The sequence below is a fragment of the Microlunatus flavus genome (assembly GCF_900110855.1).
Lineage (GTDB): Bacteria > Actinomycetota > Actinomycetes > Propionibacteriales > Propionibacteriaceae > Microlunatus > Microlunatus flavus.
In genome coordinates this window covers 56965-82890 of sequence record NZ_FOFA01000003.1, presented here as the reverse complement: position 1 = coordinate 82890, position 25926 = coordinate 56965, and the positions used below count along the sequence as shown (strand labels likewise).

General features: G+C 72.5%; 22 protein-coding genes. 15 read left to right on the top strand and 7 right to left on the bottom strand.

The window, feature by feature from the left end:
- Positions 1–57: 57 nt before the first annotated feature.
- The 9 genes from BMY04_RS08120 (at position 58) to BMY04_RS08080 (ending at position 10556) form a co-directional block, all read left to right on the top strand.
- Positions 58–1074 (top strand): LacI family DNA-binding transcriptional regulator, encoded by a 1017-nt coding sequence (locus BMY04_RS08120; RefSeq protein WP_091178700.1) that lies wholly within the window; start codon positions 58–60, stop codon positions 1072–1074.
- A gap of 286 nt (positions 1075–1360) precedes the next feature.
- Positions 1361–2743 (top strand): ABC transporter substrate-binding protein, encoded by a 1383-nt coding sequence (locus BMY04_RS08115; protein ID WP_091178698.1) that lies wholly within the window; start codon positions 1361–1363, stop codon positions 2741–2743.
- Positions 2744–2838: 95 nt separating this feature from the next.
- Positions 2839–3792: a carbohydrate ABC transporter permease gene (locus BMY04_RS08110; protein ID WP_091178694.1), complete on the top strand. Its 954-nt coding sequence runs from the start codon at positions 2839–2841 to the stop codon at positions 3790–3792.
- Positions 3789–4730 (top strand): carbohydrate ABC transporter permease, encoded by a 942-nt coding sequence (locus BMY04_RS08105; RefSeq protein ID WP_091178692.1) that lies wholly within the window; start codon positions 3789–3791, stop codon positions 4728–4730. The genes BMY04_RS08110 and BMY04_RS08105 overlap by 4 nt, the downstream gene beginning before the upstream one ends.
- 115 nt (positions 4731–4845) lie before the next feature.
- Positions 4846–6357 carry an arabinosylfuranosidase ArfA gene (gene arfA, locus BMY04_RS08100; protein ID WP_091178690.1) on the top strand — a complete coding sequence of 504 codons (1512 nt, stop codon included), beginning with the start codon at positions 4846–4848 and terminating at the stop codon, positions 6355–6357.
- Positions 6358–6361: 4 nt separating this feature from the next.
- Positions 6362–7942 (top strand): alpha-L-arabinofuranosidase C-terminal domain-containing protein, encoded by a 1581-nt coding sequence (locus BMY04_RS08095; RefSeq protein ID WP_091178688.1) that lies wholly within the window; start codon positions 6362–6364, stop codon positions 7940–7942.
- 155 nt (positions 7943–8097) lie between these two features.
- Positions 8098–8943, top strand: coding sequence for an SMP-30/gluconolactonase/LRE family protein (locus tag BMY04_RS08090; protein ID WP_091179599.1), 846 nt, complete (start codon positions 8098–8100; stop codon positions 8941–8943).
- A gap of 31 nt (positions 8944–8974) precedes the next feature.
- Positions 8975–9934: a pirin family protein gene (locus BMY04_RS08085; protein WP_091178686.1), complete on the top strand. Its 960-nt coding sequence runs from the start codon at positions 8975–8977 to the stop codon at positions 9932–9934.
- 67 nt (positions 9935–10001) lie between these two features.
- A complete protein-coding gene (locus BMY04_RS08080; protein WP_091178684.1) occupies positions 10002–10556 on the top strand; it encodes a cysteine hydrolase family protein in 555 nt (184 codons plus the stop codon).
- On the opposite strand, the gene BMY04_RS08075 is transcribed toward BMY04_RS08080, so the two are convergent.
- Complete coding sequence (locus BMY04_RS08075; protein ID WP_170854054.1) at positions 10546–11529, bottom strand: alpha/beta fold hydrolase; 984 nt, start codon at positions 11527–11529, stop codon at positions 10546–10548. The genes BMY04_RS08080 and BMY04_RS08075 overlap by 11 nt on opposite strands.
- 152 nt (positions 11530–11681) lie before the next feature.
- On the opposite strand from BMY04_RS08075, the gene BMY04_RS08070 reads away from it, so the two are divergent.
- The 3 genes from BMY04_RS08070 to BMY04_RS22700 all read left to right on the top strand — a co-directional run bounded on the left by BMY04_RS08070 (position 11682) and on the right by BMY04_RS22700 (position 17369).
- Positions 11682–12935 carry a glycosyltransferase family 87 protein gene (locus tag BMY04_RS08070; RefSeq protein WP_139209792.1) on the top strand — a complete coding sequence of 418 codons (1254 nt, stop codon included), beginning with the start codon at positions 11682–11684 and terminating at the stop codon, positions 12933–12935.
- Between the two features lie 201 nt (positions 12936–13136).
- Entirely contained in the window at positions 13137–17114 is a 3978-nt protein-coding gene (locus tag BMY04_RS08065; protein ID WP_232506190.1) for a multifunctional oxoglutarate decarboxylase/oxoglutarate dehydrogenase thiamine pyrophosphate-binding subunit/dihydrolipoyllysine-residue succinyltransferase subunit, read from the top strand.
- 78 nt (positions 17115–17192) lie between these two features.
- Entirely contained in the window at positions 17193–17369 is a 177-nt protein-coding gene (locus BMY04_RS22700) for a DUF6104 family protein (protein ID WP_091074034.1), read from the top strand.
- A 163-nt stretch (positions 17370–17532) separates the two neighbouring features.
- Here BMY04_RS22700 and BMY04_RS08055 read toward each other — a convergent pair whose 3' ends face one another.
- From BMY04_RS08055 to BMY04_RS08045, 3 genes are read right to left on the bottom strand one after another with little or no spacing between them, the layout of a single operon-like run.
- Positions 17533–18027, bottom strand: a complete 495-nt coding sequence (locus BMY04_RS08055) for a GNAT family N-acetyltransferase (RefSeq protein ID WP_170854053.1) — start codon at positions 18025–18027, stop codon at positions 17533–17535.
- Positions 18024–18449 carry an MmcQ/YjbR family DNA-binding protein gene (locus tag BMY04_RS08050; protein ID WP_091178677.1) on the bottom strand — a complete coding sequence of 142 codons (426 nt, stop codon included), beginning with the start codon at positions 18447–18449 and terminating at the stop codon, positions 18024–18026. Before BMY04_RS08050 ends, BMY04_RS08055 begins: the two co-directional genes overlap by 4 nt.
- Before the next feature lie 42 nt (positions 18450–18491).
- A complete protein-coding gene (locus BMY04_RS08045; protein ID WP_091178673.1) occupies positions 18492–19544 on the bottom strand; it encodes an aldo/keto reductase in 1053 nt (350 codons plus the stop codon).
- A gap of 97 nt (positions 19545–19641) precedes the next feature.
- Here BMY04_RS08045 and galK point away from each other — a divergent pair, with 97 nt between their 5' ends.
- Both galK and BMY04_RS08035 read left to right on the top strand, forming a co-directional pair.
- Positions 19642–20775, top strand: coding sequence for a galactokinase (galK, locus tag BMY04_RS08040; RefSeq protein ID WP_232506189.1), 1134 nt, complete (start codon positions 19642–19644; stop codon positions 20773–20775).
- Complete coding sequence (locus tag BMY04_RS08035) at positions 20772–21302, top strand: GNAT family N-acetyltransferase (RefSeq protein ID WP_198410017.1); 531 nt, start codon at positions 20772–20774, stop codon at positions 21300–21302. Before galK ends, BMY04_RS08035 begins: the two co-directional genes overlap by 4 nt.
- A 26-nt stretch (positions 21303–21328) precedes the next feature.
- Here BMY04_RS08035 and BMY04_RS08030 read toward each other — a convergent pair whose 3' ends face one another.
- Positions 21329–21730, bottom strand: a complete 402-nt coding sequence (locus BMY04_RS08030) for a hypothetical protein (protein WP_091178670.1) — start codon at positions 21728–21730, stop codon at positions 21329–21331.
- 341 nt (positions 21731–22071) lie between these two features.
- Between BMY04_RS08030 and BMY04_RS08025 the strand changes: the two genes are divergently transcribed.
- Positions 22072–22323: a WhiB family transcriptional regulator gene (locus BMY04_RS08025; RefSeq protein ID WP_091074038.1), complete on the top strand. Its 252-nt coding sequence runs from the start codon at positions 22072–22074 to the stop codon at positions 22321–22323.
- Between the two features lie 186 nt (positions 22324–22509).
- On the opposite strand, the gene BMY04_RS08020 is transcribed toward BMY04_RS08025, so the two are convergent.
- Both BMY04_RS08020 and BMY04_RS08015 read right to left on the bottom strand, forming a co-directional pair.
- On the bottom strand, positions 22510–24126 hold the full coding sequence (locus BMY04_RS08020; RefSeq protein WP_091178667.1) for an alpha-amylase: 1617 nt from the start codon (positions 24124–24126) through the stop codon (positions 22510–22512).
- Between the two features lie 125 nt (positions 24127–24251).
- On the bottom strand, positions 24252–25706 hold the full coding sequence (locus tag BMY04_RS08015; RefSeq protein WP_091178665.1) for a sensor histidine kinase: 1455 nt from the start codon (positions 25704–25706) through the stop codon (positions 24252–24254).
- Positions 25707–25926 lie beyond the last annotated feature (220 nt).

Here is a 25926-nt window from a genome sequence, read left to right as displayed (position 1 = left end):
GGTCACCGGACCCGGTCGTCATACACTCCTGCCGCAGCGGACCGCGGAAGGACACCGATGACTCCGACGATCCACGACGTCGCCCGGCTCGCCGAGGTGTCGATCAAGACGGTGTCCAACGTCATGAACGACTACCCGCACATCCGGCCGGCCACCCGGCAGCGCGTGCTCGACGCGATCGCGAGCCTGGACTACAAGCCCAACCTGTCCGCCCGCGGCCTGCGTTCGGGCAAGACCGGCCTGGTCAGCCTGATCATCCCCGACCTGCGCAACCCGTACTTCGCCGAGCTCGCCGACATCGTCGTGCGCGCGGCCGAGGCGCAGGGGCTGTCGGTGATGGTCGCGCAGTCCAACGGCCAGCGTGAGCGCGAGCTGAGCCTCCTCGTCGGCCCGCGCATGCAGATGGTCGACGGGGTGCTGTTCAGCGCCCTCGGCCTCAGCGCCGAGGACAACGACCTGCTGGCCCGCATCCGTACGCCGATGGTGCTGCTCGGCGAACGCATCCTCGACGGCCCCAAGGACCACGTGACGATGCGCAACGTGGAGGGCTCGGAGGCCGCCACGGCGCACCTGATCGGCATCGGCCGGCGCCGCATCGTCGCGCTCGGCTCCGACCCCGCGCAGGGGCTCGGCTCCGCCGCGCTGCGGCTGGAGGGCTACCGCCGGGCGCTGCGGCACGCCGGGATCGAGGAGGACCCCGACCTCCTCGTCGACGTGATCGGCTGGTACCGCCGGACCGGCGCCGACAGCATGCGGGCCTTCCTCGACCGGGGCGTCGACTTCGACGGCGTCGTGGCCTTCAACGACCAGATCGCCCTCGGCGCCCTGCGCGTCATGCAGGAGGCGGGGCTGCACGTCCCCGACGACGTGGCCGTCATCGGCTTCGACGACGTCGACGAGGTGCGCTACACGCTCCCCTCGCTCTCGACCATCGACCCGGGCCGCGAGGAGATCGTCGAGGTCGCCCTGCGCTACCTGACCGGGCGGATGGACGGCTCGGACGCCGACGTGCCGCCCCGCGACCACCTGACGTCGTTCCGGCTCATCCAGCGCGAGTCGACCACGCCGGCCTGAGCCCGCGCTGGGCCGTCGGGCTCGGCGCGCCGAGACCGAATCGTTGCTGAGGCGGTGCTTGACTTCCCTCAGGGCACCTCGCAGGATGTCCCTACAACGTTTCCCTATAACGTTGTAAATCGGTGGTTCCCGCCACCGGCCGGTCGACGACGATCGTGCATCGCGTGCCCCTGCGCCCCGCGAGAGCGACCTCTGCGTCCGGAGATGCTCGACCGGCCCGACCGTCCCCGGCAGGGGTCGGCCCCGCCGGCAGACGACGAAGTCCACGCAGCACGAAGGGGAAGTCATGCGGAAGTCACTGCTCGCCGGCGCCTCGGGCATCGCCCTGGCCCTGGCGCTCTCGGCCTGCGCCACGAGCGCGAACAACTCGGGCGGCAGCGCCCCCAGCGCGGCCGAGGAGTCGGGCACCAGCCCCAAGCTCACCGACTGCACCAACAAGATGAAGAACGACGCGCCGCAGGTCTCGGTCTGGGGCTGGTACCCGAACATGGCGACCGTCGTCGACAACTTCAACAGCCAGCACACCGACGTCCAGATCTGCTGGAACAACGTCGGCCAGGGCCAGGACGAGTACACCAAGGTCCAGACGGCCATCTCGGCCAAGAAGGGCCTGCCCGACGTCGTCATGCTCGAGGCCGACCACCTGTCGAGCTACTCGATCCAGGACGCGCTCGTCGACCTCGTCCCGTACGGCGCGAACGACGTCAAGGCCAGCTTCAGCGAGGGCGCCTGGAAGGACGTCTCCTCGGGCGACAAGGTCTACGCGATCCCGGTGGACGGCGGGCCCATGGGCCTGATCTACCGCACCGACGTCTTCAAGAAGTACAACATCACGCCGCCGAAGACGTGGGCGGAGTTCGCCGACAGCGCGGCGAAGGTGAAGGCGGCCGGCGGTCCGCTGTTCGGCGACCTGGGCTCCAACGTCCCGGCGGCCTTCATGGCCCTGCAGATCCAGAAGGGCGCGGTGCCCTTCGGCTACGACCCGGCCAACCCGCAGGCGCTGACGGTCAAGCTCAACGACCAGGCGTCGAAGGACGTGCTCAACTACTGGGCCGACCTCGCGGGCAAGGGCCTCGTCGGCAAGCAGGACCAGTTCACGACCGACTACATCTCCGGCGTGGTCAACGGCAAGTACGCCACGTACACCTCCGCCGCCTGGGCCCCCGGCTACCTGACCGGCGCGGGCGTCGGCAAGGGCGACTCCAAGGGCGTGTGGGCCGTCGCCCCGCTCCCGCAGTGGGACGAGGCCAACCCGGTCTCGGTGAACTGGGGCGGCTCGGCCTTCGCGGTCACCACCCAGGCCACCGACAAGAAGCTCGCCGCCCTGGTGGCCAAGGGCATCTACGCCGACCCGGCCTCGCTCGAGGACGGCTGGAAGAAGCAGGTCATCTTCCCGCTCAACAAGAGCGTGCTCGACTCCCCCGAGTTCGCCGAGAACAAGACGGACTTCTTCAGCGGCCAGCAGGCCAACAAGGAGGTCTACCTCCCGGCGGAGAACGCGTACAAGGGTGTCGTGTACGCCCCGATCACGACGTACTACTACGCGCAGTTCCAGGCCGAGCTGGCCAAGATCAACGCCGGCAAGGCGACCGGCGACCAGGCGGCCGACGAGCTGCAGGCCAACATCGTCAAGTACGCCGAGAGCCAGGGCTTCAAGGTCACCCAGTAGGTCCACCCGCTCCACGCACCGGTCGGTCCGGGCGCTCTCCGCGCCCGGACCGGCCGGCCCAGCCTCGGACAAGCCGCGCAGGAGAAGGAGCCGAGATGGCCCAGGCCACCGCCGTCGACGCAGGGGCGTCGACCACCACCGCCCGGTCCCGGCCGGGTCGAGGAAAGGGGCTGAACGAGCGCAAGCGCGCGCGTACCGGCTTCTTCTTCGTCCTGCCGTTCGCCGTGGTCTTCCTGGCGTTCCTCGTGGCGCCGCTGCTCTACGCGTTCTACCTCAGCCTCTACAGCAAGGGCCTCGCCACCGGCGTCGTCTTCGCCGGGCTGAAGAACTACTCGACGGCCTTCACCGACCCCTCGTTCCTCAAGGGCGTCTGGTTCGTCGTGCGGTTCGCGCTGGTGCTCATCCCGGTGCAGATGCTGGTCTCGCTCGCCCTGGCCCTCGTGCTGGACAGCCTGACCACCCGGTTCGCCCGGTTCGCGCGGCTGATGATCTTCCTGCCGTACGCGATCCCCGCGGTGATCGGCGCGCTGATGTGGGGCTTCCTCTACAGCCCGACCTTCGGCCCCATGCAGCAGATCGCCAACCTCTTCGGCGCGCAGGCCCCGTTCCTGCTCGACCCCGACCACGTCTTCGGCGGCCTGATGAACGTCGTGACCTGGCAGTGGGCCGGCTACTACATGATCATCATCTTCGCGGCGCTGCGCGGCATCGACTCCTCGATCTACGAGGCCGCCCGCATCGACGGCGCCAGCTCCTGGCAGATCGCCTTCCGCGTGAAGGTCCCGATGATCAGCTCGGCGCTGCTGCTGATCCTGGTCTTCGCGCTGATCGGCACCCTGCAGTTCTTCACCGAGCCGCAGGCGCTGCGGCTGATCTCCAACGGCACGATCACGCCGGACTTCACGCCGAACATCTACGCCTTCAGCCAGGCGTTCGCCTACGCCAACTTCAACTACGCGTCGGCGATCAGCTTCTCCCTCGGCATCGTCGTCTTCATCGCCGTCTACCTCTTCCTCTTCCTCACCCGCAAGCGTGGGAGCATCTCGTGACCGCCACCACCCCCACCTCGGCGCCCGTCGCCGCCCGGGCCGGCAGCAGGGCGTCGGCACGGCGCCACGACCCGGCCGTCCGCGGACCCCGTCAGCGCACGCTGCTGCCCCACCTGTTCCTGGCGATCCTCGTCATCTACTTCCTCGTGCCGCTGTGGTGGCTGTTCGTGGCGAGCACCAAGGACGCGCAAGGCCTGTTCGGCGGCGCCCACGGCGCGCTGTGGTTCGACTCGCGCTTCACCCTCGGCTCGAACCTCAAGCAGCTCGTCACCTACAACGACGGGATCTACCTGCGCTGGATCGGCAACTCGCTGCTCTACGCGCTGGTCGGCGGCGTCGGGGCGACCGCGCTGGCGGTGCTCGCCGGCTACGGCTTCGCCAAGTACCGCTTCGCCGGGCGGCGCGTCATGCTCGCCCTGCTGCTCGGCTCGGTGATGGTCCCGCTGACCGCGCTGGTCATCCCGACCTTCGTGCTGTTCAGCAACCTCAACCTCACCGACAGCATCTGGGCGGTGATCCTGCCCTCGCTGCTGAACCCGTTCGGCGTCTACCTGATGCAGGTCTACGCCACCGACGCGGTGCCCGACGAGCTCCTCGACGCCGCCCGCGTCGACGGGGCGGGCGAGGTCAAGACGTTCCTGCGCGTCGCCTTCCCGCTGCTGCGCCCGGCCGTCGTGACGGTGCTGCTGCTCTCGGTCGTCGGCACCTGGAACAACTACTTCCTCCCGCTGGCGATGATCGCCAACACCCGCCTCTTCCCGATCACGGTGGGGCTCGGCCTGTGGGTGGGTCAGGCCTCGGGGAACAACGGCGGCGGCACCTCGCTGTGGAACCTGATCATCATCGGCTCGCTGGTCTCGGTCATCCCGCTGATCATCGCCTTCCTCTCCCTGCAGAAGTACTGGCAGGGCGGCCTCTCCATCGGTGCCCTCAAGTAGGGCCCCCGCGGCCGGGCGGCCTCGACCCGCCCGGCCCGCTCCCCTCCCGCACCCCTCCGCTCGACCCCCGACCGCACGCCCCCGTACGCCCGTACCGACCCGACAAGGACCAGCCATGCCCTCAGCCGACCTGACGCTCGACCCTCACTTCACCGTCGGGGCCGTGAACCGGCGCCTGTTCGGCTCGTTCGTCGAGCACCTCGGACGCTGCGTGTACGACGGCATCTACGAGCCCGGCCACCCCAGCGCCGACCCCGAGGGCTTCCGCACCGACGTGATGGACCTGGTGCGCGAGCTGGGCGTCTCGACGATCCGCTACCCCGGCGGCAACTTCGTCTCGGGCTTCCGCTGGGAGGACTCGGTCGGCCCGCGCGAGGAGCGGCCGGCGCGCCTCGACCTGGCCTGGCACTCGACGGAGAGCAACGCGGTCGGCCTCGACGAGTTCGCGGGCTGGCTGGAGAAGGTCGGCAGCGAGCTGATGTACGCGGTCAACCTCGGCACCCGCGGCGTGCTGGAGGCGGTCGACGTCCTCGAGTACGCCAACATCCGCTCCGGCACGGCGCTGTCCGACGCCCGCATCAAGAACGGCCGCGTCGACCCGCACCGCATCAAGATGTGGTGCCTCGGCAACGAGATGGACGGGCCCTGGCAGCTCGGGCACCGCAACGCCGAGGACTACGGCAAGCTCGCCTCCCAGACGGCCAAGGCGATGCGCCAGCTCGACCCCGAGGTCGAGCTCGTCGTCTGCGGCAGCTCGAACGCGCAGATGCCTTCCTTCGGCTCGTGGGAGCACACCGTGCTGCGCCACACCTACGACGACGTCGACTACATCTCCTGCCACGCCTACTACGAGGAGCGCGGCGGCGACGCGGGCAGCTTCCTCGCCGTGGCCACGAACATGGACCACTTCATCGAGTCGGTCGTCGCCACCGCGGACACGGTGCGCGCCGAGCTCGGCCGCACGAAGCGGATCAACATCTCCTTCGACGAGTGGAACGTCTGGTACAACACCCGCTTCCACGCCGAGGAGCAGATCACCGACATCGAGCGCTGGCCGACCGCGCCGCGCCTGCTCGAGGACGCGTACTCGGTCATCGACGCCGTCGTCGTCGGCAACCTGCTGATCTCGCTGCTCAAGCACGCCGACCGCGTGACCGCGGCGTCGCTCGCCCAGCTGGTCAACGTCATCGCGCCGATCATGACCGAGCCGGGTGGCCCGGCCTGGCGCCAGACGACGTTCTTCCCCTTCGCGATCACCTCCCGGCTCGCCGTCGGCGAGGCGCTCGAGGTCCGGCTGACGTCGGACACCTACGAGACCGCGCTCTACGGCGAGGTCCCGCTCGTCGACGCCGTGGCGACGCACGACCCGGAGACGGGGCGTACGGCCGTGTTCCTGGTCAACCGTTCGCTGGACGCGGCCACCACGGTGACCGTCGACGTCGGCCGGCTCGGCGACGTGGCGGTGCTGGAGACGCACACCTTGGCCGACGACGACGTCTACGCCAAGAACACCCTGGCCGAGCCGGAGCGGGTCGGCGTGTCCGAGAACGCGAGCGCCCGGGTGGTCGACGGCCGGCTGAGCGTCGAGCTGCCGGCCGTGTCGTGGACCGCGGTCTCGCTCGGCTGAGCGCGTGAGCAGCAGCGGGGTCGGGACCGCCGTCGGGGCCAGGATCGACGTCAGCCTGGCGACGCCCGGCACCCGGTACGCGCGCGACGTCTTCGGGCACTTCGTCGAGCACTTCCACCGGCAGGTCTACGGCGGGCTGTTCGAGCCGGGCTCCGACCTCAGCGACGAGCGCGGGTTCCGCCTCGACGTGATCCAGGCGGTGCGTGAGCTCGCACCGCCCGTGGTGCGCTGGCCGGGCGGCTGCTTCGTGTCCGCCTACCACTGGCTCGACGGGGTCGGACCGCAGCGGCGGCCGCACTACGACCCCGCCTGGCGCGTCACCGACCCGAACACGTTCGGCACGGCCGAGTTCGTCGCCTGGTGCCGCGCGGTCGGCGCCGAGCCGTACCTCTGCACCAACGCCGGCACCGGCACGGCGGAGGAGATGAGCGCCTGGGTCGAGTACACCAACGCTCCCGCCGGACGGGGACGCTGGGCCGACCTGCGCGCCGAGCACGGCTCCCCGGAGCCGTTCGACGTGCGCTGGTGGAGCATCGGCAACGAGAACTACGGCGACTGGGAGATCGGCGCCAAGACGGCGGCCGAGTGGGCCGTCCTCGTGCGCGAGTCGGCCAAGATGATGCTCCGCGTGGACGAGGGCATCCACCTGCTGACCGCCGCCCGCGCCGAGCTCGGCTGGACGCTGCCGCTGCTGACCGAGGCCGGCCGCTACCTCGACATGATCTCGATCCACGGCTACTGGGACGACCTCTGGCAGGCCGACGAGCCGTCGGCGTACGGGCCGGCGGTCTCGCGCTCGCTCGGGCCGCAGACCGAGATCGAGCGGACGCGGAACATCCTCGGCGCGGTCGACCTCTCCGGCGTCGGCATCGCCTTCGACGAGTGGAACCTCCGCGGCTGGCACCACCCCGACGGCACCAGCGCCGAGGCGATCGCCGCGCGCGACCGCAACGACGACAACAGCACGTACACGATGGCCGACGCGGTCTTCACCGCCGGGTTCCTCAACGCCTGCCTCCGCAACGCCGACGTCGTGCGGATGGCCAACGTCGCGCCGACCGTCAACACCCGCGGACCGCTCTTCGTCCACCCGGGCGGGGTCGTGCGGCGCACGACGTTCCACGTCCTCGCCCTGTACGCGCAGGCGCTCGGCGAGCGCGTCCTCGAGAGCACGGCGGCGGGCGCGGACCTCGAGGGCGGCGCGGTGCCGGTCGTCGACCACCTGGCCACGCTGCACGACGACGGTCGTCGGGTGACCGTCGCGCTGACCAACCGGCACCCGACCGACGCGGTGGCGTGCGTGCTGACGCTCGGCGGCCACGCGCCGACGGGGACGTTCGACGCGACGGTCCTGGACGGGCCGGGGCCCGACGCGTACAACGACGTCGAGCACCCGTCGCGGGTGGCGCCCGAGCGGGTCCGGGTCGAGGTGACGGAGGGTTCGCTGCTCCTGCCGCCGCACTCGGTCACGTTCGTGGACCTCCCGCTCCCGCTCCCCTACGCCGCGGGTGAGGTCCTCGCGCCCGCGGCCCACGACCTGCCCTGGCGACTGGTCGGGCGCTCCTGGTCGCGCCGTACGCCCTGAGAGCCGGCAGCGCCGGAGGTTCTGCTGAGAAGGGGTCGCTCGATCGGGAGTGGCGTCCTCGCTGAGCGTCGTCCTCGCCCGGGCGCACGATCGAGCGACCCCGATCCAGCAGATCACCCCGTGCCCGGGCCGCGCCGGGGGCGAGACTCGTGATCATGCGCGCGCAGCAGGTGACCGGGCCCGAGGTGTTCCACGGCGAGGGACCGGTGTGGCACCACGGCTGGGGCGGGCTGCGGTTCGTCGACATGCTCGCGGGTGACGTGATGACGCTGCGGGCGGACGGCGGGCTCGACCGCAAGCACGTCGGGTCGGTGGCCGCCGTCGTCCGGCCGCGGGTCGGCGGTGGCGCGGTCGTCGGCGTCGAGCGGGGCTTCGCGCTGGAGGAACCGGACGGCACCATCACCACCCTCCCCGAGCTGTGGGGCACCACGGACGTCCGGATGAACGAGGGAGGCTGCGACCCCGACGGCCGGATGTACTGCGGCTCGATGGCGTACGACCAGACGCCGGGCGCGGCGAAGCTCTTCCGGCTCGACCCCGACCGGTCGACGTCGGTGGTCCTCGAGGGCGTCACCGTGTCCAACGGCCTCGAGTGGAGCCCGGACGGCACGCTCGCCTACTACGACGACACCCCGACCGGGGAGATCGCCGTCTTCGACTACGACCGCGGGCGCGGCCTCACCAACCGCCGCAGGTTCGCCGCGCTGCCGGACGACGGACGCCCCGACGGCCTCACCGTCGACGCCGACGGCGGGGTGTGGGCGGCCGCGTACGGGGCCGGGCTCGTCTACGGCTTCAGCCCCGACGGGCGCCTCGTCGAGCGCGTCGAGGTCGGCGCGGCGAACACCACCGCCTGCACCTTCGGCGGCGAGGCGCTCGACCAGCTCTTCATCACCACGTCGAAGGAGAACGCCGACCTCGACGCGGACCCGCTGGCCGGATGCCTGTTCGTGGCCGAGGTCGGGGTCCGCGGCCGGCCCGTCCGTCCCTTCGCCGGCTGACCGCCGCCGGCCCGCTGGCACAGTGGGGGCCATGGGCGAGGTCCAGGTCGTCACCAGCCGCGAGGTCCCGCTCGGCGGGCCGCGGGCCATGATCGTCCGACGCACGCTGCCGCAGCGGGAACGTTCGCTGGTCGGCGCGTGGTGCTTCGTCGACCACTACGGGCCCGAGGACGTCGCGACCAGCGGTGGCATGGACGTGCCGCCGCACCCGCACACCGGGCTGCAGACGGTCAGCTGGCTCTTCACCGGCGAGGTCGAGCACCGCGACAGCGGCGGCGTGCACGCCCTCGTCCGGCCCGGCGAGCTGAACCTCATGACCGCTGGTTCCGGCGTCGCGCACTCCGAGGTCTCGACGCCGACGACGACCGTGCTGCACGGCGTGCAGCTGTGGGTGGCGCTGCCCGACGCCGCGCGGCACCGTCCCCGCGGCTTCGACCACCACGTCCCCGCCCCGGTGGCCGTGCCCGGCGGCGAGGTCCGGGTCCTCCTCGGCAGCCTGGCCGGCGACACCTCGCCCGTCACCACCTGGACGCCGCTGCTGGCCGCCGAGGTCGTGCTCGACCCGGCCGCGTCGGTGACGCTCGAGGTGGACGCGACGTTCGAGCACGGGGTGCTGGTCGACCGCGGGCCGGTCGCGCTCGACGCGACGACGCTCGCGGTGAGCGAGCTCGGCTACGCCGCGCCCGGCCGGGACCGGCTGACGCTGACCAACCCCGGCGACCGCGCGGCGCGCGTGATGCTCCTCGGCGGCACCCCGTTCACCGAGCCCGTCCTCATGTGGTGGAACCTGGTCGCCCGCACCCACGAGGAGATCGTCGCGCTGCGCCAGGACTGGGAGGACGGCGCCCGGCAGGTCGACGGCGGGCGCTACGGGCGTGTCGAGGGGTACGCCGGCGCGGTCCAGCGCCTGCCCGCGCCCGCCCTCCCGGGGACGCGCCTCAGACCCCGCCTCGCGCCGCCCGGGCCGGGCGACCGCAGCGCCTGGGGCTAGACCGGCGGTTCTGTCAGTCCCCGGTCCTACGGTGAGCACGACGCCAGCACCCGACGAGGAGACCGCCATGACCACCTTGACCGACCGACCGGGCACCGCCCTGCTGGTGATCGACGTGCAGAACGGGGTGATGGCGGCCTCGCTCGACAGCGCCGCCGTCGTCGAGCGCATCGCGGGACTGGTCGAGCGCGCCCGGGAGGAGGGCGTGCCCGTGGTGTGGGTGCAGCACTCCTCCGAGGAGCTGCCCCGCGGCAGCGAGCAGTGGGAGTACGTCCCCGGGCTGCAGCGGGCCGACGGCGAGGCGCTGGTGCACAAGCAGTACGGCGACGCCTTCGAGGACACCGACCTCGAGGACGTGCTGGCCGCGGCCGGTGCCGGCCGGCTGGTCGTCGCGGGCGCCCAGACCGACGCCTGCATCCGCTCGACCATCCACAGCGGCTTCACCCGCGGCTACGACGTCACCCTCGTGGGCGACGCGCACACCACCGAGGACCTGTCGGCCTACGGCTCACCTCCGCCCGCGGGGGTCGTCGCGCACACCAACCTCTACTGGAGCTACCAGCGGGCACCCGGACGCACGGCTGCGGTCGTGCCGTCCGCCGAGGTCGCGTTCACCGCCTGAGCCCGGACCCTCGGCGCAGCAGCGGGCGGATCGCCGCGGCCACCTCGCGCGGCGAGCTGATCATCGTCAGGTGCCGGCCGGGCACGACGACCGGCGGCGGAGCCCCGATCGCCCGCGCGGTCGAGGCCGGCGACTCGGGCGTGTAGGCGCCGTCGACGTCGTCGCGGCCCCAGACGACGAGCCGCGGGACGTCCGAGCGGCGCAGCGCGTCGAGCTGCTCCGACGACATCGCGGGGATCACGCCGCGGGTCGCGTTGGCGAGCAGGGCCCGCTCGGTCCCGCCCTGCTGCAGGGGACGGCGCCAGCGGTCGACGCCGGCCGCGTCGAGCGGGGCGCAGGTCGGGCCGCACTGGCTGGCGTACAGCCGCCGGATCAAGGAGTCCGAGCGCAGGGCCAGCCGCACGAGCGACGTCTTGTAGGGGTCGACCAGCAGGCGCGGGCCGCCGCCCACGTCGAGCGGCAGCGCGTCGCCGTCGAGGAAGACGACGCCCGCCACGTCGAGCGGCGCGGCCAGCGCGGCGAGCCCGACGACGGCGGCGCCCGACGAGTGCCCGACCAGGACCGGGGCGTCGGATCCCGTCAGCCCCAGGGCGGCCGCGAAGGCCACCGTCTGGCGCGCGTCGTGGTCGACGTCGAAGGGCGCGACGGCGTCGCTGTAGCCCTGGCCGGTGAGGTCGAAGGCGAACACCCGGTGGTCCTCGCCCAGCACCTCGCCGAGCTGGGTGAAGGAGTCCGCGGTCTCGAAGGCACCCGGCACGAGCACCACCGGCGACCCGTGGTCGCCCCACGCGAGGAAGCGGGTACGGACGTCGCCCGCCTGGACGAACCGCAGTCCGTCCGGCGGCGCCGGCGGCGTCCGCGTCGCCACGTCGACGACGACGCTGGCGGCGGTGACGAGCCCGGCGAGGGCGAGCAGCGCGAGCACCGCGCGTCGGAGCCGGCGCCGCGCGCGCCGCGGCTGGTCGGGCCTCACGTCTCCCAGTCTGCGCGCCCCGGGCCGACGCGCCCGCGCCCGCTCGCCGGACCGTCCGCCGGGTCCGCCCCTGGTACCGTCGCGCCGACCTGGCCACCGGTGCCGGGCCAGGCGTTGGGCCTGACGCACGTCGACGCAAGGTGGAGGAGCAGGTGCCCGAGGAGGAGCCGCGTCGCCACGGCGGCCTGGCCGTCGCCGGGACGTGGGTGCTCGCCCGGGCGCTCTCGATGGTGCTGCTGGCCACCGCCGAACGGCTCGTGGTCGGCGACGTCTTCTACTACTGGCGCAAGATCAGCGCGCTCGCCGAGGCCGGGCTGCCCGGGACGCTGCGCGAGTACCCGACCCCGGTCGTCTGGTTCCTGTCGATCCCCCACGTGCTCGGCGGCGGGTCCCGCACCGGCTACCTGGTCGGCTTCGTCGTGCTGATGCTGGCGCTGGACGCGGCCCTCACCTACGCGCTGTGGCGCTCCGCCGGGCGACGTCGCGACCGCGCCCTGGACTTCTGGATCCTCTACGTCTTCCTCGTCGGCCCGCTCTGCTACACCCGTTTCGACATGGTGCCGGCCGTCCTCGCCGGGGGCGCGCTGCTCGCCGCCCGGCGCCGGCCCTGGCTGACCGGGGCGCTCACCGGGCTCGGGGCGGCCATCAAGCTCTGGCCCGCGCTGCTCGCGGGCGCCTTCGCGGTGCGCCGCCGCGGCCGCGGCGCCATGCTGGGTGCGTTCGTCGGGGTCGGCTTCGGACTGGCCGGCCTCAGCCTGGTGACCGGCGGGGTGAGCCGGCTCTTCTCCCCGCTCACCTGGCAGTCGGGACGCGGCCTGCAGATCGAGTCGGTCTGGGCCACGCCGCTGATGGTGGCGCGCGCCGCCTCGCCCTCCACCTGGCAGGTGCGCTACTCGGCGTTCCAGGCGTACGAGGTGTTCGGGCCGGGCGTGCCCGCCTTCCTCACCGTGAGCACGGCGGCCACGGTCGTCGGCCTGCTGGTGACGCTCGCCCTCTTCGTGCGCGGCTTCCGCGCCCCCGAGGTCGGCGCGGTCGGCCTCGGCCTGCTCGTCCTGGCGACGATCGCGATCACGACGATCACCAACAAGACGCTGTCGCCGCAGTACCTCCTCTGGCTCGGCGGCCCGGCGGCGGCGCTGCTGCTGTCCCGGGGTTCCGAGGGCCCAGGCTGGGAGCGGACGCTCGGGCGCCTCGCCGTGCAGCTGCTCGTCCTCGCGCTGCTGACCCAGCTGACCTACCCGCTCCTCTACAACGGGATCCTCGGCCGCGGGAGCCACGCCTTCATGGTCGTGTCCACCACGGTGACCAGCCTGCGGAACCTGGCCCTGCTGGTCATCACCGTCGAGCTGTGCCGCCACGCGTGGATGGCCCTGGGCCGCCGTCGCGCGGCCGACGAACCCGCCTGACGGGTCCGCGGCTCCTCCACCGGCGCACGAGGTCGTGTGGGTATGGTGGACCACCGGCGCGACCGGTCTGGTCCGGACGCCGCTGACCCCTTCCGGGCACCCCTCGCGGGAGCCCGTCCGGCGACGGCGGTGACCCCGGCCCGCGGCACGCACGGGAGGGCCGCGGCAACCGCGGTGACGAGCGACGGGAAGAAGGCGACAGTGGCCATCGCGCCAGGGACATCCGCGACGAGCGGGACGGGCGAGGGCGTCGAGAACGACTTCGGGGCCAACGACTGGCTGCTGGAGGAGATGTACGAGCGCTTCAGCGCCGACCCCTCGTCGGTGGACCCGAGCTGGGCCGAGTACTTCGCCGCGCACGGCGCGCCGGCCGGCGACCAGCCCGCCGCCCAGCAGCAGCCGAAGCCCGCGACCGGCTCGAACGGCTCGAACGGCTCGACGCAGCCCACGACCGCCGCGACGCCGGCCCGCACGAACGGTTCCAGCGGGACGAACGGCGCGAAGGCCGGTCAGGACGGCGGCGCGGGGCAGCCCGCCCGCGACGCGGCGGCCAGCCCGAGCGCCAGCTCCGGCGCCGGCGTCCCGTCGAACGATCCGGCGACCGGCCGGCCCGCCCCGCGGGCCGAGGTGACGCCCGACCCGCCGCGCTCCCCCGGGACCTCCAGCACGGCCGACACCCCGACCGGACGCCGGCAGCCCACGGTCGAGACGGCCACGCAGGCCAAGGAGGGCCGCCCCGGCGCCCGCGGCGCCGTGCCCGCCGACCCGCCGAACCCGTCCGACCGGCCCGAGGTGGGCAACGAGGAGCCGACGCGCACCACGCTGCGCGGCGCCCCGGCCCGCACCGCCAAGAACATGGACGCGTCGCTGTCCATCCCGACCGCGACCAGCGTCCGGTCGCTGCCGGTCAAGCTGCTCATCGACCAGCGCATCGTCATCAACAACCACCTGCGTCGCTCGCGCGGCGGCAAGGTCTCCTTCACCCACCTCATCGGCTACGCGATGGTCCAGGCGCTCAAGAGCGTCCCGGCCATGAACAACAGCTACGAGGTGCGCGACGGCAAGCCGACGATGGTGCAGCCGGCGCACATCAACCTCGGCCTGGCCATCGACCTTCCCAAGCCCGACGGCACCCGCCAGCTGCTGGTGCCGAGCATCAAGAGCTGCGAGAACCTCGACTTCGCGCAGTTCTGGGCGGCGTACGAGACGATGGTCGGCAAGGCGCGCAAGGGCACGCTGGCGGTCACCGACTTCGCCGGCACCACGATCACGCTGACCAACCCGGGCACGATCGGCACCAACCACTCGGTGCCGCGCCTGGTCGAGGGCCAGGGCACGATCATCGGCGTCGGGTCGATGGACTACCCGCCCGAGTTCCAGGGCTCCAACCCCGACCGGCTCGCCGACTCCGGGGTCAGCAAGATCCTCACGCTCACCTCGACCTACGACCACCGCGTCATCCAGGGCGCGCAGTCGGGCGAGTACCTGCGCCGCCTGCACGCGCTGCTGCTGGGCGAGGACGGCTTCTACGACGACGTCTTCGCGGCCCTGCGCATCCCGTACGAGCCGATCCGCTGGGCGCAGGACGTCAGCACCGCCCACGAGGACGAGATCCCCAAGCAGGCGCGGATCATGGAGATGATCAACGCCTACCGGGTCCGCGGCCACCTGATGGCCGACACCGACCCGCTGGAGTACCGCCAGCGCCGCCACCACGACCTCGACGTGCAGAGCCACGGGCTGACGCTGTGGGACCTCGACCGCGAGTTCGCGACCGGCGCCTTCGCCGGCGGCCAGGGCCTGATGAAGATGCGCAAGATCCTCGGGATCCTGCGCGACTCCTACTGCCGCACCACCGGCATCGAGTACATGCACATCTCCGACCCGGTGCAGCGGCGCTGGATCCAGGACCGCGTGGAGCGCCCGCACGAGTCGCTGCCGCGCGAGCAGCACCTGCGCATCCTCGACAAGCTCAACGAGGCCGAGGTCTTCGAGACCTTCCTGCAGACGAAGTTCGTCGGGCAGAAGCGCTTCAGCCTGGAGGGCGGCGAGTCCGCGATCGCGCTGCTCGACGAGGTGTGCGAGCTGGCGGCCGACGCCGGCCTGGAGGAGGTCTGCATCGGCATGCCGCACCGCGGCCGGCTGAACGTGCTGGCCAACGTGGTGGGCAAGTCGTACGCGCAGATCTTCCGCGAGTTCGAGGGCAACATCGACCCGCGCACCGTGCAGGGCTCGGGCGACGTGAAGTACCACCTGGGCTCGGAGGGCGAGTTCACCGCGCTCAGCGGCGCGACGATCAAGACCTCCGTCGCCGCCAACCCGAGCCACCTCGAGGCCGTGAACCCGGTCCTCGAGGGCATCACCCGGGCCAAGCAGGACCTCCTCGACCGCGGCGCCGAGTTCCCCGTGCTGCCCGTGCTCATGCACGGCGACGCGGCGTTCGCCGGCCAGGGCGTGGTGGCGGAGACGCTGAACCTGTCCCAGCTGCGGGGCTACCGCACCGGCGGCACGGTCCACATCATCGTCAACAACCAGGTCGGCTTCACCACCTCGCCGACCGAGTCGCGCTCCAGCGTCTACTGCACCGACGTGGCGCGGATGGTCGCGGCGCCGATCTTCCACGTGAACGGCGACGACCCCGAGGCCTGCATCCGGGTGGCGCGGCTGGCCTTCGAGTTCCGTCAGGAGTTCAACAAGGACGTCGTCATCGACCTCATCTGCTACCGCCGCCGCGGGCACAACGAGGGCGACGACCCGAGCTTCACGCAGCCGAAGATGTACGACCTCATCGAGAAGAAGCGCTCGACGCGCAAGCTCTACACCGAGGCGCTCATCGGCCGCGGCGACATCTCCGTCGAGGACGCCGAGGGCGTGCTGACCCGCTTCCAGGAGCGGCTCGAGAGCGTGTTCCGCGAGGTGCGCGACCCCGAGCTGCCGCCGCGCGACGCGGTCAGCCGGTCGGTCCCGGCGTACCCGAGCAAGAGCCCGCAGGCCACGCAGGGCAGCTCGGCGATCACGCTCGAGGACATGAAGAAGATCGCGGACGCGCACACGACGTTCCCCGAGGGCTTCACGGTGCACCCCAAGGTGATGCCGCAGCTCCAGCGGCGCGCCACCGCGATCGCCCAGGGCCCGATCGACTGGGCCACCGGCGAGATCCTCGCGCTCGGCTCGCTGCTGCTGGAGGGCCGGACGGTCCGCCTCACCGGCCAGGACACCCGGCGCGGGACGTTCGTGCAGCGCTTCGCCGCGGTGGTCGACCGGCAGACCGGCGAGTCGTGGGTGCCGCTGAAGCACCTCGACGACGACCAGGGCAAGTTCCACGTCTTCGACTCCCTCCTCAGCGAGTACGCGGCGATGGGCTTCGAGTACGGCTACTCCGTGGCCCGGCCCGACGCCCTGGTGCTGTGGGAGGCGCAGTTCGGCGACTTCGCCAACGGCGCGCAGACGATCATCGACGAGTACATCGCCTCGGGCGAGGCGAAGTGGACGCAGAAGTCGGGCGTCGTGCTGCTGCTCCCCCACGGCTACGAGGGCCAGGGGCCGGACCACAGCTCGGCGCGCATCGAGCGGTTCCTGACGCTGGCCGCGGAGGATGCGTTCGTCGTGGCGCAGCCCTCGACGCCGGCGAGCCACTTCCACCTGCTGCGCCGCCACGCGCTCAACGAGCGGCACCGCCCGGTGATCATCGCGACGCCGAAGTCGATGCTGCGCAACAAGCTGGCGACCTCCATGCCCGAGGACTTCACCTCGGGCTCCTGGCAGCCGGTGCTCGCCGACCCGTCGATCACCGACCCGGGCCGCGTCGAGAAGGTGCTGCTGTGCTCCGGCAAGGTCCGCTGGGACCTGGTCAACCGGCGCAAGCAGGCCGGCCTGGAGGGCCGCGTCGCGATCGTCCCGGTCGAGCGGCTCTACCCGCTGCCCGCCCAGGAGATCGCCGAGCAGCTGCGGACCTTCTCGCAGGTGTCGTCGGTGACGTGGGTGCAGGACGAGCCGTGCAACCAGGGCGCCTGGCCGTTCATGGCGCTCAACCTGCCGGCTGCCCTGCGCGAGGCCGCGCCCGACACGACGTGGGAGCTGCACTCGGTCACCCGGCCCGCCTCGTCCGCGCCGTCGGTCGGGTCGGCCAAGGTGAGCGAGGCCCAGCAGCGCGAGCTGCTGGACAAGGCCTTCGCCTGACCCGTGACGCACGCCGGTGCGGATCCTGCCGCGACATCCCGGCAGGATCCGCACCACCGACCCGAGCCGGAGCACACCGTGTACTTCACCGACCGCGGCATCGAGGAGCTGAGCTCCCGCCGGGGCGACGACGAGGTCACCCTGGCCTGGCTCGCCGAGCAGCTCCAGGCCTTCGTCGACCTCAACCCCGAGTTCGAGGTCCCCGTCGAACGCCTCGCCACCTGGCTCGCCCGCCTCGACGACGAGGACGACTGACCCTCCTCCCGTACCGCGAGCCCGCCCCCGCGCCCGTCCTCAGCCCCTGGTTCTCACGTTCACGTGAGACACCGACACCTCCCACGCCAGATCTGCTGGGTGGAGTACCGGAGTTTCCCGTGAACGTGAAGAACCTGAGGTCGCGGGACCGCCCGGCGGGGCCTCAGCGAGGGTGGGCCGAGCGGCCGGTCCTCACCATGCCGATCTCCACGCCGCCCCAGTGGGGCTCCTCGCCCTCGTAGCCGTCGGGGACGAAGCCGTTGCGGGCGTAGAAGCGCACCGCTCGCTCGTTGTCCCGGAACACCCGCAGCGTGGCCGGCGCGCCACCGAGGACGGCGTCGAGGAGCCGCTGCCCCAGGCCGGTGCTCCAGTGCGCGCGCCGCGTGTAGAGCGCGGCGAGGTGGTCGGGCGCACCGTCCGCCCCGGGGCGCACGGTCGCGAAGCCCACGAGCCGACCGTCCTCCACCGCGACGCGTACGCGGGCGGGACCAGCGAGGATCGCGTGCCAGCGCTCGACGTTCGCGGCCACGTCGTCGAGCGACGGTCCGAGCCGGGCCGGGTCGACGAGCCCGGCGTACGCGTCGCGCCAGCAGTCGAGCTGGCAGCGGGCCACCGCCTCCGCCTCGTCGGCCCGCGGGACGCGGACCTCGACGCTCACGCGGACACCCGCCCCTGGGCGGCGAGCCAGGTCTCCACCCGCCGCTTCGAGGCGCGCGAGCACCAGGCGTCCTCCACCACCTCCCGCAGCTGGGCGAGCGTCAGCTCGCCGACCCGGCTGCCGCGGACGAGCACCGACGGGTGCCCGTCGAAGTGCGGGGTGGTGAAGAACGGGTTGGCCGGGTCCTCGACGAGCGCCTGCTTGTCCTGCTCGTCGGGCACCCAGATGACGATGACGTCGTCGTAGCGCTCGCCGGTCACGGGGTCGTACGCGTCCGGGCGCGCGGTGCGGAAGAACACGAAGCTCTTGCCGCCCACCTGGTACACCGCGTTGCCCCGGCCCCCGGAGACCTCGGCGACGTGCGGCATCGCCTGCGCCAGCGCGTGCACGTCCGCCACCCGCCCGGCTCGCGACCTGCCCATGGGCGGAGCCTAGGACGAGCGGCCGGGACCCGCCAGGGTCGGTCAGGCGGTGCGCCGCCGACGCAGGAACGGGTCGGCGAGCGCCGGCGGGACGTAGCCGAGGTCGGCCCGCGACAGGGTGACGCCGGGCGGGACGATCTCGTCGATGCGGTCGAGCACGTCGCTGGTGAGCACCACGTCGGCGGCCCCCAGCTGCGTCTCGAGCTGCTCCATGGTCCGCGGCCCGATGATCGGCGCCGTCACCGCGGGGTGCGCCAGCACGAAGGCGACCGCCAGGTGCACGAGGCTCAGCCCGGCCTCGTCGGCGAGCTGCGCCAGCGCGTCGGCCGCGTCGAGCTTGGCCTGGTTGCCCGGCAGCGAGAGGTCGTAGCGCGCCGGCACCCGCTTGGCCCGGTTGGTCTCGCCGATGTCCTGGCCCTTGCGGAAGCGCCCGCTCAGCCAGCCGCCGGCCAGCGGGCTCCACGGGATGACGCCCATCCCGAACTGCTCGGCGACGGGCAGCAGGTCGGCCTCGATGCCGCGGACGAGGATCGAGTACGGCGGCTGCTCGGTGACGAAGCGGCCCAGCCCCCGCCGCTCGGCCACCCACTGCGCCTCGACGGTGAGGTGCGCCGGGAAGGTCGAGGAGCCGAACGCCCGGATCTTGCCCTGGCGCTGCAGGTCGGTCAGCGCCGACAGCGTCTCCTCCAGCGAGGCCTCGGTCTCGGGCCGGTGCACCTGGTAGAGGTCGATCCAGTCGGTCTGCAGCCGGCGCAGGCTGTTCTCGACCTCCCGGACGATCCAGCGCCGTGAGTTGCCCTTGTGGTTCACGTCGCCGGAGCCGTCGGGTCCGGCGTCCATCTGCCCGTGGAACTTGGTGGCCAGGACGACGTCGTCGCGACGGCCGCCGGCCAGCGCCTCCCCGACGATGACCTCCGACTCCCCGGCGGAGTAGACGTCGGCGGTGTCGATGAAGTTGATGCCCGCGTCGAGGGCGCGGTGGATGATCCGCGTGCTCTCCGCGTGGTCCGGCTCCCCCCAGGGGCCGAACATCATCGCCCCCAGGCAGAGGGGGCTGACCATCATTCCGGTACGTCCGAGGCTGCGATGCTCCACGAGCCCACTCTAGGAAGGCGCCCACTAGGCTGCCGGGGTGGTCGGGACGCGTGGGAGCGACGGGGCAGGCACGGCTGAGGTGGCGACGCCGGAGGCGGTGAGCGAGACGTTCCGGCGGATGACGGGCCGCGAGCCCGAAGGCGTGTGGGCGGCGCCCGGCCGGGTCAACCTCATCGGCGAGCACACCGACTACAATGACGGCTTCGTGCTGCCCTTCGCGCTGGCCCAGTGGGTCGTCCTGGCCGCCGCGCCACGGGAGGACGGGACCTGGCGGGTCCGGTCGCTGAACCGCCGGCAGACGGAGACCTTCGGCCCCGCCGACCTCGAGCCGGGCCGCGTCGACGGCTGGGCCGCGTACGTGGCGGGCGTGGTCTGGGCCCTGACCGAGGCCGGGCACCACGTGCGCGGGGCCGACCTGGTGCTCGGCTCCGACGTGCCGGCCGGCGCCGGCCTGTCCTCCTCCGCCGCGCTGGAGTGCGCGGTCCTCACCGCCCTCGTCGAGCTCTCCGGGCTCGACGTCGCCCCGCTCGACCGCGCCCGGCTCGCCCGGCGCTGCGAGAACGAGTACGTCGGCGCCCCGACGGGCCTGCTCGACCAGGCGGCGTCGACGCTGTGCGAGGCCGACCACGCGCTGTTCCTGGACTGCCGCAGCGCCGAGAACCGCCAGGTGCCCCTCGACCTCGGCGCCGCCGGGCTCGAGCTGCTCGTGCTCGACACCAGGACACCGCACTCGCACGTCACCGGTGAGTACGGCGACCGTCGGCGCGCCTGCGAGGAGGCAGCGCGGATCCTGGGCGTCCCCGCGCTGCGCGACATCACGCTCGACCACCTGGACGACGCCCTGGCCCAGCTGCCGGACGACGTCATGCGCCGCCGGGTCCGTCACGTCGTCACCGAGGACGCGCGCGTCCTGGAGGCGGTCGCGATAGCCGACGACGGGCGCCCCGCCGATCTCGCCCCGCTGCTCGACGCGTCCCACGCCTCGATGCGCGACGACTTCGAGATCACCGTGCCCACCGTGGACCTGGCCGTCGAGACGGCTCGCGCCGCGGGCGCCCACGGCGCGCGGATGACGGGCGGCGGGTTCGGCGGCTGCATCATCGCCCTGGTCCCCGAGGGCGGCTCCGACGCGGTCGGCCAGGCCGTGGCCGCCGCGTTCGCCGACGCCGGGTACGGCGAGCCGGCCTGGTTCGTGGGGCGCCCGTCGGCGGGCGCGCGCCGGGTGTCGTGAGCCTGCACGTCCGCCCGGCCACGGTGCGCGACGCCGCAGGGTGCGCCGAGGTCTACGCCCCGTACGTGCTCGGCACGGCGGTCTCGTTCGAGACCGAGCCCCCGGACCCGGCGGCGATGGCGGGGCGGATCGAGGCCGCGCAGGCGTCGCACGCGTGGCTGGTGGCCGAGGACGACGGCGTGCTGCTCGGATACGCGTACGCCGGCCCCTACCGGTCCCGACCCGCCTACCGGTGGACGGCCGAGGTGAGCGTCTACGTCGCCGCGGGCGCGCACGGCCGGGGCGTGGGCCGCGCCCTCTACCAAGCGCTGCTGGCCCGCCTGGTCCAGCGGGGCTACCGCACCGCCGTCGCCGGCACGACGCTGCCGAACCCGGCCAGCCTCGCGCTGCACGAGGCGCTCGGCTTCACCCCGGCCGGGGTGCTGCACGCGGTCGGCTGGAAGGCCGGGCGCTGGCACGACGTGGCGCTGCTCGAGCTGGCCCTCGGTGAGGGAGCCCCGGAGGAGACGCCCGCCGAGCCGCGGTGATCACGACCGGTGATCACCGCCGGTGATCACGCCAGCGGCGTCGCGCCGTCCTCCACCAGGGCCCGCGTGGAGCGGGGGTGAAAGATCGCCACGAGCGTCGCCAGCGCGCCGACGATCATGACGACGGCGACCGCGGTGGTGGGGGCGGCGCGAAAGCTCCAGCCCACGCCGAGCAAGATCAGCTGCACGACGACGACGGGGGCGCGGGCCCAGCGCCGCACCCGGAGCAACGCGCGGGCGGCCGCGAGCAGGAGCACCGCGAAGCCGATCATCAGCAGCGCGACGCCGACGCCGACCACGGCGCGGAACAGCCGCACCTGCCCGATCTCCAGGACGCCGAAGCCCAGCGCCACCAGGCCCTCGAGGGCGACCAGCGCCGCGGCCAGCGTCAGCTGGGTCGGACGCGCACGGTTCTCGAGCTCGGGCACACGATCACTCTAGGCGCGCACGCGCGGGGGCTGGCGGAACCGTACGACCGGGCCATCGTGGCGGTCGCCCACCGTGACGCGGGCCCGAAGAGTGACAACCTCGACAACGTCAGGACGGTGCTCAGAAGGTCACGAGGACGCGTCGATCACCAGACCAGCAGGAAAGTGGGCCGTAACAAGTCCGAAATGTGAGCGAACCTACGCCAGGTCCCCTTGTGCAGGTCGGCGTTAGTTGAAAGGCTTGCACCCGACGGAAAAGGCCAGTGTAGGTCGTGGTGGTTCCGTGCGTGCACCGGGTCCCCCTCGGGGACCGGTGGAGACAAGTGAGGAGAGTGCAAGCCATGGATTGGCGCCACAAGGCCGCCTGCCTGGACGAGGACCCGGAGCTGTTCTTCCCGATCGGGAACACGGGCCCGGCTCTTCTCCAGATCGAGGAGGCCAAGCAGGTCTGCCGTCGCTGCGACGTGCGGGACGCCTGCCTCCAGTGGGCACTCGAAGCGGGCCAGGACCACGGTGTGTGGGGCGGCCTGAGCGAGGACGAGCGTCGCGCTCTCAAGCGCCGCGCCGCGCGAGCCAGGATCCGCACCGCCTGAGCCGCCATGCCTGAGGAGCACACCGCTGCTCCAGCGACGGACGCCGGGGAGCTGCTCCCCGGCGTTCTTCTTTTTGAGTTGTCGTGATCTGTTCGCCCGCCACCCCGGCGGCGGACGCACCACGGGCGACCGGACCCAGGACGGGTGCGGTCTCCGTGGTGCGCCCGGGGCTCGCGGGCGCCGGCCTTAGACCTTGAGGCGCGTCTGCCTGGTGATCGCCACGGCGCGCCGCGGCGGCACGGTCAGGTTCACCCGGCCACCCTCGCGGACCTCGACGGTCACGCCGGAGCAGGAACCGTCGACCTTGCGCCCCGTGACGAGGTCGCAGTAGCGCCCCTCCTTCAGCCCCGTCTTGACGACGATCCGCCGGTCACCCGTGCTGTTGTTGAACGCCGCCCAGCCCTTGCTGCCGCGGCCGAAGGCGAGCACGTTCAGCTCGTCGTCGTAGACGTGCTTCTTCCTCGCCGTGCCGACGTACTGGTGGAACTTCACCATCCCGGCGATCTCGGGGCGGGCGTGGTCGCAGGTCCAGCGACCGTTCGCGCAGCTCGCGCGGTCGATGATCCCCTCGGCGTCCGCCGGCGGGCCCTGGTTGGTGTCGGCGCCGAAGGCGAAGCTCGAGAACACCTGGGGCGAGCCGTACCCGTCGGCGAGCAGCCACTCGGTGGCGAGCTGGTACTGCGCGCCGTCCTTGTAGGTCAGCGCGTTGGCCGGGTCGTGGTTGGTGTCGTGGTTGGTCACGAAGGAGAGGGTCTTGCTCGACCTCGTGAGTCCCGAGCCCGCCCCGAAGGTCGCGAGTCCGGAGATGTCGCCCACGTTGCCGCTGCCCTGGTAGCTCTTGAACGCCTTGAAGATCTGCTGCACGCCGTCGAGGCCGAGGACGTCACCGGAGGACGTGTACGCCTGCGGGCTGAGGACGCCCGGGCTGCCCGGGCCGATCTCCAGCACCCAGTAGGGGCGGACGCCGTCCTTGGTCTTGGTCAGCTGGGCGTAGATGGCGTCCAGGTCGGCCTGCGGGACGTGCTTGCCCGCGTCCACGCGGAAGCCGGAGACGCCGTAGCGGATCAGCTTGTTGAGATAGGCGGCGAGCGTGCCCTGCACCTTCGGGGTCTCCGTGCGCAGGTCCTCGAGCCCGACGAGGTTGCAGTTCCAGACCTGGGTCTTGCTGTTGTAGTCCTGGACGCCGCCGTCGGTGGAGGGGCACGCGCCGACGTTGTAGTGGAAGTCGTCGGGGACGTAGCCGGCCTTGGCGTAGGTGTACGGCGTGTAGTCCACGCCGCCGTACGAGGTGCTCCCCTGACCCGTCGTGTGGTTGATGACGGCGTCGACGTAGACCTTGACGCCCACCTTGCGGCAGGCGGAGACCATGTCGCGGAACTGCTGCTCGTCGCCCATGCGGCTGGTCAGCGAGTAGTCGACCGCCTGGTAGACCTCCCACCACGGGTGCAGGTAGGCGTCGGAGCCGTTGCCCTTGGCGGTGCGCTTGACCGAGTCCTGCGGCGGCGCGACCTGCACGCCGTCGTAGCCGATCGTCGCGAGCCGCGGGCACTCCGAGGCGATGGAGCGCCAGCTCCACTCCCACAGGCTGACCGTGACGCCGGGTTCCTGGACCTTGCCGGACGCCTTCTTCGCGCCGACCTGCGAGACGGCCTGGCTGGCAGGCACAGCGGGCGCGGCTGGGGCGTTGGGCGCGGCCGGAGCGGCGACGGCCGTGGTCGTCGCGCCGGTCAGCGCGGTGGTGAGCGCCGCGGCCAGCGCGGCGACGCCGACCACCGACGACCGGAGCAGGGGAGGTCGAACCATGAGCCCTCCTTTGGGCTGTGGTGCGGTGCTCGCGCTGCGAGCAGCGGCTGCGGGGGGCGCGGCCGGGGGGCCTTCCTAGCAGCCGCGGCCCACGTGGAATCACCCGGGGCGGGGGACGGCGCGGGTCAGCGCGGGATGTCGACGACCGCGAGGGTGCCCGGGCCGTCGGCGCGGTTGCCGAGCTCGAAGGTGCCCTTCATCTCCGCGATGAGGGTGCTGACGATCTGCAGCCCGAGGCTGCGCGACTTGCGGGCGTCGAAGTCGGGCGGCAGGCCGCGGCCGTCGTCGATGATCTCGACCCGCAGGTGCCCGTGGGCGGTGCTCGGCACGACGCGCACCTCGCCGGAGGAGTCGGCCAGGCCGTGCTCGACGGCGTTCTGGCAGAGCTCGGTGACGACCATCGCCAGGCTCGTGGCCATGTCGGCCGACACGGCGCCGAAGCTGCCCTCCCGGCGTGCCGTCACCCCGCCCCAGCTGGCGGACACGTCGCCCACCATGCGCAGCAGCCCGTCGGCGACCTTGTCGAAGTCGACGATCTCGTCGAAGGCCTGCGAGAGCGTCTCGTGCACGATGGCGATCGCCGAGACGCGCGACGTCGCGTCCTCCAGGGCGACCCGGGCCTCGTCCGACGTCATCCGCCGCGCCTGCATGCGCAGCAGCGCCGCCACGGTCTGCAGGTTGTTCTTGACCCGGTGGTGGATCTCGCGGATCGTCGCGTCCTTGGTGACGAGCTGGCGCTCCTTGCTGCGCAGGTCGCTGACGTCGCGGCACAGCACGATCGCCCCGACCCGCTCGCCGTCCTCGACGAGCGGGATCACGCGCAGCATCAGGTGGGCGTCGCCCGAGACGAGCTCGCCGCGCCGGGCGGCCCGCCCCGACAGGACGGACTCCACGGAGTAGTCGACCGGGCCGTCGGACGCCGGGAAGAACGTCGCGGTGAGCGTCGGCAGGTGCTCGTCGACGAGGTCGCCGATCAGGCCGAGGCGCCGGTACGCGCTGAGCGCGTTCGGGCTGGCGTACTCGACGTCGCCCTGCGCGTCGATCTTGATGAACCCGTCGCCCACGCGCGGGTTCATGGCCAGGTTCGTCTCGCCGGGGGTCGGGAAGGTGCCCGTCGACACCATCCGCGCGAGCTGGGCGCCGGTGTCGAGGTAGGCCTGCTCCAGGACGCTCGGGGCGCGGACCCCGAGCACGCTCGTGTGCTGCTCCACGACCGCGATGACCCGCTCCCCCAGCTTGACCGGGATCGCGTGGGTGTCGACCGGCATGCCGGCCATCAGCTTGCCGTCGCTGGTCGAGGTCGTGCCGCCGCTGACGAAGGCGTCGGAGACCAGGTGCTCCGGGGAGTACGCGATGAGGTCGCCGACGACGTCGTCGAAGAGGGACGTCGCGCCGGTCGTGGGACGCACCTGGGCCGCCGCCCAGAAGACGTTCGGGTCGTGGTCGGGGACCCAGAGCACCAGGTCGGAGAAGCTGAGGTCGGCGAGCAGCTGCCACTCCGAGACGAGCAGCTTGAGCCAGCGCTGCTCGGCGTCGTCGAGGTCGGTGTGCTCGGCGACGATCTCCGACATCGACGGCATGCGCGCACTCTAGCCGGGAGACCCGACGCCGGCCGCCGTGCGAGCGGCGGTGACCGGGCCCGGTGCCGCCCCGGGAACTTTCCTCACCCCTCGGGCGTACGCGTGCCCGGCACGCCGCCCGAGGTGCTTGACCGGGCCGACCGTGCGGGCGTACTTCTGTGGACCAGACCGGGCACCGTCCGGTCCGGTCGGTCACGCCGAGGTGGCAGAGGAGCCCCGC

Bases quoted from the DNA above. Each gene is read 5' to 3' on its own strand.
- BMY04_RS08120 (WP_091178700.1), top strand. From the start codon at position 58: ATGACTCCGACGATCCACGACGTCGCCCGGCTCGCCGAGGTGTCGATC.
- BMY04_RS08115 (WP_091178698.1), top strand. From the start codon at position 1,361: ATGCGGAAGTCACTGCTCGCCGGCGCCTCGGGCATCGCCCTGGCCCTG.
- BMY04_RS08110 (WP_091178694.1), top strand. From the start codon at position 2,839: ATGGCCCAGGCCACCGCCGTCGACGCAGGGGCGTCGACCACCACCGCC.
- arfA (WP_091178690.1), top strand. From the start codon at position 4,846: ATGCCCTCAGCCGACCTGACGCTCGACCCTCACTTCACCGTCGGGGCC.
- BMY04_RS08090 (WP_091179599.1), top strand. From the start codon at position 8,098: ATGCGCGCGCAGCAGGTGACCGGGCCCGAGGTGTTCCACGGCGAGGGA.
- BMY04_RS08085 (WP_091178686.1), top strand. From the start codon at position 8,975: ATGGGCGAGGTCCAGGTCGTCACCAGCCGCGAGGTCCCGCTCGGCGGG.
- BMY04_RS08080 (WP_091178684.1), top strand. From the start codon at position 10,002: ATGACCACCTTGACCGACCGACCGGGCACCGCCCTGCTGGTGATCGAC.
- BMY04_RS08050 (WP_091178677.1), bottom strand. From the start codon at position 18,449: ATGGGCAGGTCGCGAGCCGGGCGGGTGGCGGACGTGCACGCGCTGGCG.
- BMY04_RS08025 (WP_091074038.1), top strand. From the start codon at position 22,072: ATGGATTGGCGCCACAAGGCCGCCTGCCTGGACGAGGACCCGGAGCTG.
- BMY04_RS08020 (WP_091178667.1), bottom strand. From the start codon at position 24,126: ATGGTTCGACCTCCCCTGCTCCGGTCGTCGGTGGTCGGCGTCGCCGCG.
- BMY04_RS08015 (WP_091178665.1), bottom strand. From the start codon at position 25,706: ATGCCGTCGATGTCGGAGATCGTCGCCGAGCACACCGACCTCGACGAC.